General features: G+C 72.4%; 8 protein-coding genes and 1 pseudogene. 7 read left to right on the forward strand and 2 right to left on the reverse strand.

Annotated features, from left to right (window positions below; genetic code table 11):
- Positions 1-224, reverse strand: a pseudogene (locus tag ABZ371_RS26210) (hypothetical protein); the annotation flags it as partial.
- On the opposite strand from ABZ371_RS26210, the gene ABZ371_RS26215 reads away from it, so the two are divergent.
- The 6 genes from ABZ371_RS26215 to ABZ371_RS26240 all read left to right on the forward strand — a co-directional run bounded on the left by ABZ371_RS26215 (position 225) and on the right by ABZ371_RS26240 (position 4926).
- On the forward strand, positions 225-1172 hold the full coding sequence (locus ABZ371_RS26215) for a hypothetical protein (protein WP_358683928.1): 948 nt from the start codon (positions 225-227) through the stop codon (positions 1170-1172).
- Positions 1169-2071 carry a ThiF family adenylyltransferase gene (locus ABZ371_RS26220; RefSeq protein ID WP_358683930.1) on the forward strand — a complete coding sequence of 301 codons (903 nt, stop codon included), beginning with the start codon at positions 1169-1171 and terminating at the stop codon, positions 2069-2071. The genes ABZ371_RS26215 and ABZ371_RS26220 overlap by 4 nt, the downstream gene beginning before the upstream one ends.
- Complete coding sequence (locus tag ABZ371_RS26225) at positions 2068-3000, forward strand: diiron oxygenase (RefSeq protein ID WP_358683932.1); 933 nt, start codon at positions 2068-2070, stop codon at positions 2998-3000. The genes ABZ371_RS26220 and ABZ371_RS26225 overlap by 4 nt, the downstream gene beginning before the upstream one ends.
- Before the next feature lie 17 nt (positions 3001-3017).
- Entirely contained in the window at positions 3018-3347 is a 330-nt protein-coding gene (locus ABZ371_RS26230) for a DUF4873 domain-containing protein (protein ID WP_358683934.1), read from the forward strand.
- An 88-nt stretch (positions 3348-3435) separates the two neighbouring features.
- On the forward strand, positions 3436-4203 hold the full coding sequence (locus tag ABZ371_RS26235; RefSeq protein WP_358683936.1) for a dienelactone hydrolase family protein: 768 nt from the start codon (positions 3436-3438) through the stop codon (positions 4201-4203).
- 105 nt (positions 4204-4308) lie between these two features.
- Complete coding sequence (locus tag ABZ371_RS26240) at positions 4309-4926, forward strand: helix-turn-helix domain-containing protein (RefSeq protein WP_358683938.1); 618 nt, start codon at positions 4309-4311, stop codon at positions 4924-4926.
- Positions 4927-4980: 54 nt separating this feature from the next.
- Here the strand turns inward: ABZ371_RS26240 and ABZ371_RS26245 are convergent, their stop codons facing one another.
- Positions 4981-6537, reverse strand: a complete 1557-nt coding sequence (locus ABZ371_RS26245) for a BTAD domain-containing putative transcriptional regulator (RefSeq protein WP_358683940.1) — start codon at positions 6535-6537, stop codon at positions 4981-4983.
- Between the two features lie 251 nt (positions 6538-6788).
- Between ABZ371_RS26245 and ABZ371_RS26250 the strand changes: the two genes are divergently transcribed.
- Positions 6789-7331 (forward strand): sigma-70 family RNA polymerase sigma factor, encoded by a 543-nt coding sequence (locus tag ABZ371_RS26250; RefSeq protein WP_358683942.1) that lies wholly within the window; start codon positions 6789-6791, stop codon positions 7329-7331.
- Positions 7332-7446 lie beyond the last annotated feature (115 nt).

Raw genomic sequence — 7446 nt, forward strand, 5'->3', positions numbered from 1 at the left:
CCCCGCGCGCCGGCGTCGCAGCCGGCCGCGGCACGGGTGGCCGCGCCGCACCCGAAGCCGGCCCCGGTGACCGCGCCCCGCGCACGGGCCGCCGCGGCGCTGTCCGCCGCGTCGTACGTCGAGGCGACGCTGGCCCGCTTCACCTCCTTGGCGCTGGGCGCGCCCCTGGCACCGGAGACCCCGGCCGTGGCGCCCACGGCCGGCACGCCCCAGGGGAGGTCCACGTGACGCCACCGGCCGTCGTCGGAGCGAGCCCGGCCGACGCGGCGCCGACCGCGGAGGACGCCCGCCGCGCACGCTACGTGGAGCACGTGCTCGCCCTGCACGACCGGATGAGCTTCGCGGACCTCGCCGAGCACACCGATCCGCTCTACCTGGCCCGGCGCCCCGACGGCCTGACCGTGATCGCGGTGCCGCAGTCCCGGCTGCCCGAGCGCTACCGGCTGGCGATCTACGGCTTCCGGCTCGCCCAGTACCTGCGGTCCCGGTTCGCCAGCGACCGCATCGCCTTCGCCCGCGGCCTCTTCGCGGAGCCGGTCGGGGCGGGGCACGGCGAGGAGATCCACGTCATCGGCATGGAGGAGTCGACCGGCGCGATCCTGCGGTACGTCTCCGTCATCGCCACGACGGACTCCGCGCCCCTGCCGGTGACCCACCCGGACCGCGCCCCGTTCCCCTGCGAGGTGGCCCACGGCATCAACCTCTTCGACCACGTGCCCCTGGACGAGCCGGTCACGGGACAGGAGGTCTGGGAGATCAAGCGCCTGATGCAGCGCTCCTCCCAGCGGGACACCTCACCCGCCCAGCGGCTGAGGCTGTCCCTGGAGCTGATGCTCGGCTTCTACAGCGTCCTCGCCGGCCTCTCGCCCCGCCCGAAGTTCCTGGTCGGGGACGGCGAGGAGGGCCTGGCCGTGCGGCGCCTGGCACGCAGCCTGAAGGAGATCACCGTCATCGAGGGCACCTGCCCCTCGCTGGCAGAGGACGACCTGCTCTTCCCCGCGTACGTGGAGCGCGCGGTGGTCAAGCCGTTCGTGGCCCGCGTGCCCCGCGGGGAGGAGCTGGACGCGCTCGTGCACTGGCTCGAGCGCGCACTGGACGCGACGAACCCCCTCGCCGGCTTCCAGCAGCTGGTCGGCCGCGTCGGGGGAGAGATCCGGAGGGTAAGGATATGAGCACCACCGCCGCGGAGCCCGCGGCCAGGACGGCCACGGCCGGCGTCCCCGAAGACCCGGAGACGTACTACCGGTCCCTGACCGAGCGGAACCGGGGCCTGATCCCGGACGCCGTGCAGGAGCGGCTGCGGAACGCCACCGTGCTGGTCGCGGGGTGCGGCTCGACCGGGGGAGCGGTCGTCGAACCGCTGGCCCGCCTGGGCACCGGCAGCTTCGTGCTCGCCGAGCCCGGGGAGTACGAACTCAACAACCTCAACCGGCAGAGCGCCACCCGCGCGGACATCGGCCGCAACAAGGCGGAGGTGGCCGCGGAGCGCATCCGGTCGGTCAACCCGTTCGCGAGGATCCGGGTGGACACGGAGGGCATCCGCCCGGACGCGCCCGAGCTGCTCCTGGACGGCGTGGACGTGGTCGTCGACGGCGTGGACGTCACGACCCTCGGCGGCTGGCAGGCCAAGTACGCCCTGCACGTGGCGGCTGCCCGCCACCGCCTGCCCGTGGTCTCCGGCTACGACCTGTCGGGCACCCAGCACGTGCGCTTCTACGACTACCGCACCGATCCCGTGCCCCTGGCGGGAGCGGTCGGCGCCCAGGACATCGCAGAGGGCGCGCTGTGGACGCTGCTGCTCAAGGTGATCCCCCGGGAGATCGTCCCCGCCGACCTGATCGCGGACGTCACCGCGCACCGCGCGGACCCGGACTACAGCGTTCCCCAGCTCGTCTACGCCTCGCACCAGTTCGGCGTACTCGCCGCCCGCTACGTCGTCGAGATCCTGGCCGGACGCCCCGTCCGCGAGCACCTCACGGTCGACGTGCACCGGCTGGTCTCGGCGGACGCCGAGCTGCCGGGCACCCCTTCACTCACCACTCAGCGAGTACAGGACAAGGAGTCGCGATGACCACCGCCACCGACCGCCCGGGCCGCCGCTCGGGCGATCCGCTCGTCCGCCAGACGAAGAAGGCCGCGCAACTGCTCGTCGCGTCGGCCCGGCACTCCTACGACCCGCGCGTCGACGTCAACTGGGACGAACCGCTGGAGGAGGGCAAGTGGTTCCTGCCCGAGAAGCGGATCTCCCTCTACGGCACCGAGCTGTACGACTCCCTGCCGCTGGAGCAGAAGCTGCTGCTCAGCCGTGAGGAGCTGGCGTCGTCGCTGGCCGCGGGCGTGTGGACCGAGCACATCCTGCTGCACCTGGTGTCGCGGTACGCCTACAAGCGCGACATCACCAGCCCGCAGGTGCAGTTCGCGCTCACCGAGGTGGCGGACGAGGTCCGCCACATGATCATGTTCGCCCAGCTGGTGGAGAAGACGGGTGCGGAGTTCTATCCCGTCAACCCGAAGACGCAGCGCTCCGGACTCCTGCTGAAGACGTTCGCGCCGGTGCCCGCGCTGTGGGCGATGCTCCTGCTCACCGAGGAGTTCTTCGACCGCTTCCAGCGCGAGCAGGCGAACGACGAGACGGTCCAGCCGCTGGTGCGCACGGTGGCCCGCATCCACGTCGTGGAGGAGGCCCGCCACATCAGCTTCGCCCGCACCGAGCTGGAGCGGTTCATACCGACGCTCTCCAAGCGGCGCCTGCAGCTGCTCCGCGACTTCCTCGCCTCCGTGGTGAAGTCCGTCCGCCGTGACCGCTACAACCCCCTGATGTACGAGCGGGCCGGCCTGGACCCGAAGGTCTGCGTCGAGGTGGGCCGCAGCAACCCCATCGGCCTGGTCAACGGCGCGTACGGCGCGGAGCGGATCGCCCCCTACTACAAGTCGATCGGTCTCATCGGCGGCCGCTCGGAGAAGGTGTGGCGCGAGGCCGGTTGGCTGAAGGACGCCTAGAGAAATGAGGGTTGACCATGGAAGATGACGGATACGAAGGTCCGGCGGTCCTGGTCGTGGAAGACCGGGCCGAATTCACGCTCCGGGCCCGGCTCACCGGCCGCTTCCAGCCACTGGACGGCCGCTACCGCTGGTACGGACGGCTGGAGGCGCACGAGGAGCTGACCCGGCTGGTCGGTGACCGCGGCGCCGGCGTCGTCCTGCGCACGGCCGAGGGCGACGCGGTGGGCCGCATCACCGAGCCCGACCTGTGGAACCGGTACCGGATCGAGGGCACGAGCGTGCCCCCGTTCCGTGTTCCGTTCAGCCTGGACGACGTGGGGGAGCCGGACTCCCCCGAGGACTGAAGAGACCCGTAGTCGACGGAGCGCGGGCCCGCAGAGGACCCGCGCGACGAAGAACAGAACCACCTAGAACGACGGAGGCCCCCCGCCCATGTGCTTCGACGAGGACGCCGTTCCACCGGTACCGCCTGTCCCGGACGCCGAGATCGAGAGCCGGTACCTGGAACTGACCGCGAACGACGGCAACACGTTCGCCGCTTTCAGCGCCGCCCCGGCCGGGGGAACGCGTACGGCGATCGTGATCCTGCCCGACGTCCGCGGGCTGTACGGGTTCTACACGGAGCTGGCCAAACGCTTCGCGGAGAACGGCGTACGGGCGCTCGTCGTCGACTACTACGGACGTACGGCGGGTGTCGGGAAGCGGGAGAAGGACTTCCCGTACGCCGAGCACATGGCCAAGCTCAGCCCCCGCGAGCTCTACGCCGACCTGAGCGCGGCCGTCGCCCACCTGCGGTCGGAGGAGGGCGGCGGCGCGAGCGCCGTCCTCACGGCCGGTTTCTGCATCGGCGGCCGGCTCGCGGTGATGGCGGCGGCCGGCCGCTTCGACCTGGCCGGCGTGATCGGGTTCTACTGCTGGCCGGCGGACGGGCCGGACGGTTCCGCCGGACCCACCAGCAGGGCGGCCGACCTGGCGGCGCCGGTGCTGGCGCTCATGGCGGGGGACGACCCCGGCATCCCGCCGGCCCACGTCACGGCGTTCGACGAGGCCCTGACCGAGGCGGGCGTCGACCACGAGGTCGTCACCTATCCCGGCACCCCGCACAGCTTCTTCGACGCCAAGAGGGACACCTACGCCGAGGCGTCCGCGGACGCCTGGGACCGGGTCCTGCGGTTCGTAGACCGCGTCGGCGCGCACTGAGGCAGCGGCAACGGGAGAGGCCGGAACACATACGTATGGATGGAATGAAAGTGCGTGTAGCCTGGAAGGCCAGCTGAAGGCGGCCGACCCTCGGGGAGTGTGAACATGCCCACCACTCGTACGAGAACGCGACCGACGCAGCGTGAGCGGTCCGACAGCACCATCGAGGAGCTGTTGCGCGCCGCCCGCACGCTGTTCGCCGAGCGCGGCTACAACGCGACCTCGCTGGACGCCGTCGTGGAGGCCGCCCACCTCACCAAGGGCGCCCTCTACCACCACTTCTCCGGCAAACAGCACCTGTTCCGGGCGGTGTACGAGCGCGAGCAGGCCCGCCTCACCCACATCGTGGCCGTCGCCTACCTGGACGCGAAGCCGGACTCCTGGGAGGCCGTGTTCGTCGGCGCGAGGGCCTTCCTCGTGGAGGTCCTCGCGACCGACGTCCAGCGCATCAACCTCCTCGACGCCCCCGGGGCGCTCGGCACCGAGGAGATGCGCGAGATCAACTCCGGCTGCATGAAGATGATGGAGGAGGGTGTCCGGCGCGCCGCCGCGACCGGCGACATCGCGCCGCACTCCGTGACCGCCCTCACCCACCTGCTGTACGGCGGCCTGTGCGAGACGGCCATGGCGGTCGCCCGCGCCGAGGACCAGCAGCAGGCCCTGGACGCGGGCATCACCGAGCTGCGCAGCCTCTTCGACGCCCTGGCGACGACACCGCGCTGAACCCCGCCCCCGCCGCCGCGGGTACGGACACCACGGCAGCGGGGGCGGGTCCCGTCACCCCGGCCGGCCCGCCATCGCCGCCGCGAGGTCGTCCAGCGGCAGCCAGGGCCGCACGAGCGCCTGTTCCGCGGCCGCGCTCAGCGCCTGCGGGGAGCGCCCGCACAGCTCGATGATCCGGCCGACCGCCCCCGGCTCCGCCTCGACCCGGCGCTCGCCGAGGATCCCGGCCAGCATGCGCTGGGCCTGCTGGACGCTGAGCTCCCGCAGCCCCACGGTACGCAGCGCGCCGGTACCGGCGAGGCGGCCGGCGTCCCGCGTGGTCACCAGGAGGGCTCCCGCGGACGGGCCGGGCCGCAACACCTCCAGCTGCTCCGGCGAAGCCAGGTCGTCGAGGACGACGAGCACCCGGAGCTCCCTGAGGGCGGCCCGGCCGAACGCGACCGGATCGGGCTCTCCCGGCGGCACGACCACACCCAGGCTGCGCAGGACGAACCGCAGCACGTCGTCCCCCGAGGGGGCCCGGTCACGCGTCGGAACGGCCGCCCGTATGTTCCGCACGGGCTCGGCCGGACCGCGCCGGTGGTCGGACGCCCGCCCGGGCACGTGCCCGCACCCGCGCCGCACCCCGGTACTGCTCCCGTGCAGGTCCACGAAGATCTGCCCGTCCGGGAAGCGGTGTGCCACCCGGTGCGCCCACTGCACCGCCAGAGCGGTCTTGCCGATGCCGGGCGGCCCCTCGATGACCCGGGTGACCGGGTGTCCGTCGGCGGCGGTGACGGAACCGTCGAGCATCGCCAGTTCCTGCTCCCTGCCCACGCAGCGGGTGCCCCGCGGCAGTTGGCGCGGCACGGACGGAGCAGCGCCGGTGCGCGGCCGTCCGGCCGCCGAGGAGTCCGGATCGGCCCGCAGGATGGTGGCGACCAGCGCCTTGGTCTGCTGGGCCGGATCCACGCCCAGCTGGTCGGCGAGCCGGCGGCGCAGGGCCTCGTACGCCTCGACGGCCTCGGTGCGCCGGCCGGAGCGGTGGAGCCCGGTCATGAGGTTGCGGATGACCAGCTCGTTGTCCGGGTGCAGATCGGCGAGTGCGTGCAGCTCGTCGAGGAGCCCGGCGCCGCCCCCGAGCCGCAGTTCCCCCTCGTGGCACTCCACCAGAGCCGACAGGTGCTCCCGCTCGAGGAGCCACCGGGTCCGGGTGGCCCACTCTCCCGACACCCCGCCGAGCGGTCTGCCGCGCCAGCTGCCGAGCGCCTCCCTGAGCAGCCGTGTGGCCGTGCGGGTGTCCGAACCGGCGGCACGGGCGGTCGCCACGGTCCGGCGGAAGCGGTGCAGGTCGATCGTGTCGGGATCGGCCTCCAGCACGTAACCGCCGTGCCGGCGCCGAAGGACGGCCCCCGTTCCGTCGCCGGCGCCCTCCAGGGCGCCGCGCAACCGCGAGATGTAGGAATGGATCATGTTCCGTGCCGACTTCGGCGGGTCGGCCCCCCAGAGCCGGTTGATCAACTCGTCGGGCATGACCACTTCGTTGGCACCGACCGCGAGCATCGCGAACACGCAACGCTGTTTGGCCTGCCCCAGTTCTACCGCGTTCCCCCTGGTGGCCCGGTACTCCACAGGCCCTAACAAATGAACCAGAACCACGCTTGCCCACTCCCCCGTGTGCGCGCTGTCTCGGATCGTTCCGCCACCGAAATTGGCTGGCTTCGCTCTGGTGAACGAAACCTGTCACGATGTGCGATTTCTTGATTTTCGCTGAACGGTCCTCACCGTGCCCTGCGAATCAGGGAATGCTTTCGTCAAGTTTTCCCGCACCGGCCCCGTCGAGGCTGGCTCCTGCCACCAAGACCTCGCACGCGGGAGCTGATGTGACGCGCACCCTGTCCCACCCCTGCACAGAGAAAGAACGGCACCACCACCGCTGGAATCTCGTACTCGCCGAGCGCGAGCGCCTGCTGCGCCTGGCCACCAGCCGGCTCGGCCGCACCTCGGACGCCGAGGACTGTGTCCAGGAAGCCATGATCCGCGCGGTGGCCTTCGACGCACTCGACGAGTCCCGGGTCGCCGCGTTGCTCACCACCATCACCCTGCGCCTGTGCGTGGACCACCAGCGCGGCACCCAGCGCGACCGCAGGCTCGCCGTCCGGGTCCAGGTCCTGCGCCGTCCCGAACCGGACCCCGGCTCCGAGGTCGAGCACCGGGTCTGCGACCGGGCCGCGGGCGCGTGGCTGCTGACCCAGCTCACCGGACTCGGCAACCGGGAACGCGACGTGCTGCTCGCCCGGGCACGCGGCCTGAGCACCGCCGAGACGGCGAACGCGCTGCAGATCACCTACAAGTCGGCGGAGAGCGCCTTCACCCGGGCCCGCGGCCGGCTGCGCGTGCTCTACCACCAGGAGATGGCCCGATGAGCCGCGCCCGGCGCCCGGCCGGCCGGGTCCCCCGCACGGCGCCGGACCGGACCCGCGCCTGACGGACGGCCCGGACCCGTCCCGCACGACGAGCGAGGGGGGTGCCGGAGACCCC

Origin of the sequence: Streptomyces sp. NPDC005899 (genome assembly GCF_040629645.1) — a bacterium.
Lineage (GTDB): Bacteria > Actinomycetota > Actinomycetes > Streptomycetales > Streptomycetaceae > Streptomyces.

Excerpts from the sequence above, each read along its gene's own strand:
- ABZ371_RS26230 (WP_358683934.1), top strand. The coding sequence starts at position 3,018 with ATGGAAGATGACGGATACGAAGGTCCGGCGGTCCTGGTCGTGGAAGAC.
- ABZ371_RS26225 (WP_358683932.1), top strand. The coding sequence starts at position 2,068 with ATGACCACCGCCACCGACCGCCCGGGCCGCCGCTCGGGCGATCCGCTC.
- ABZ371_RS26240 (WP_358683938.1), top strand. The coding sequence starts at position 4,309 with ATGCCCACCACTCGTACGAGAACGCGACCGACGCAGCGTGAGCGGTCC.
- ABZ371_RS26235 (WP_358683936.1), top strand. The coding sequence starts at position 3,436 with ATGTGCTTCGACGAGGACGCCGTTCCACCGGTACCGCCTGTCCCGGAC.
- ABZ371_RS26220 (WP_358683930.1), top strand. The coding sequence starts at position 1,169 with ATGAGCACCACCGCCGCGGAGCCCGCGGCCAGGACGGCCACGGCCGGC.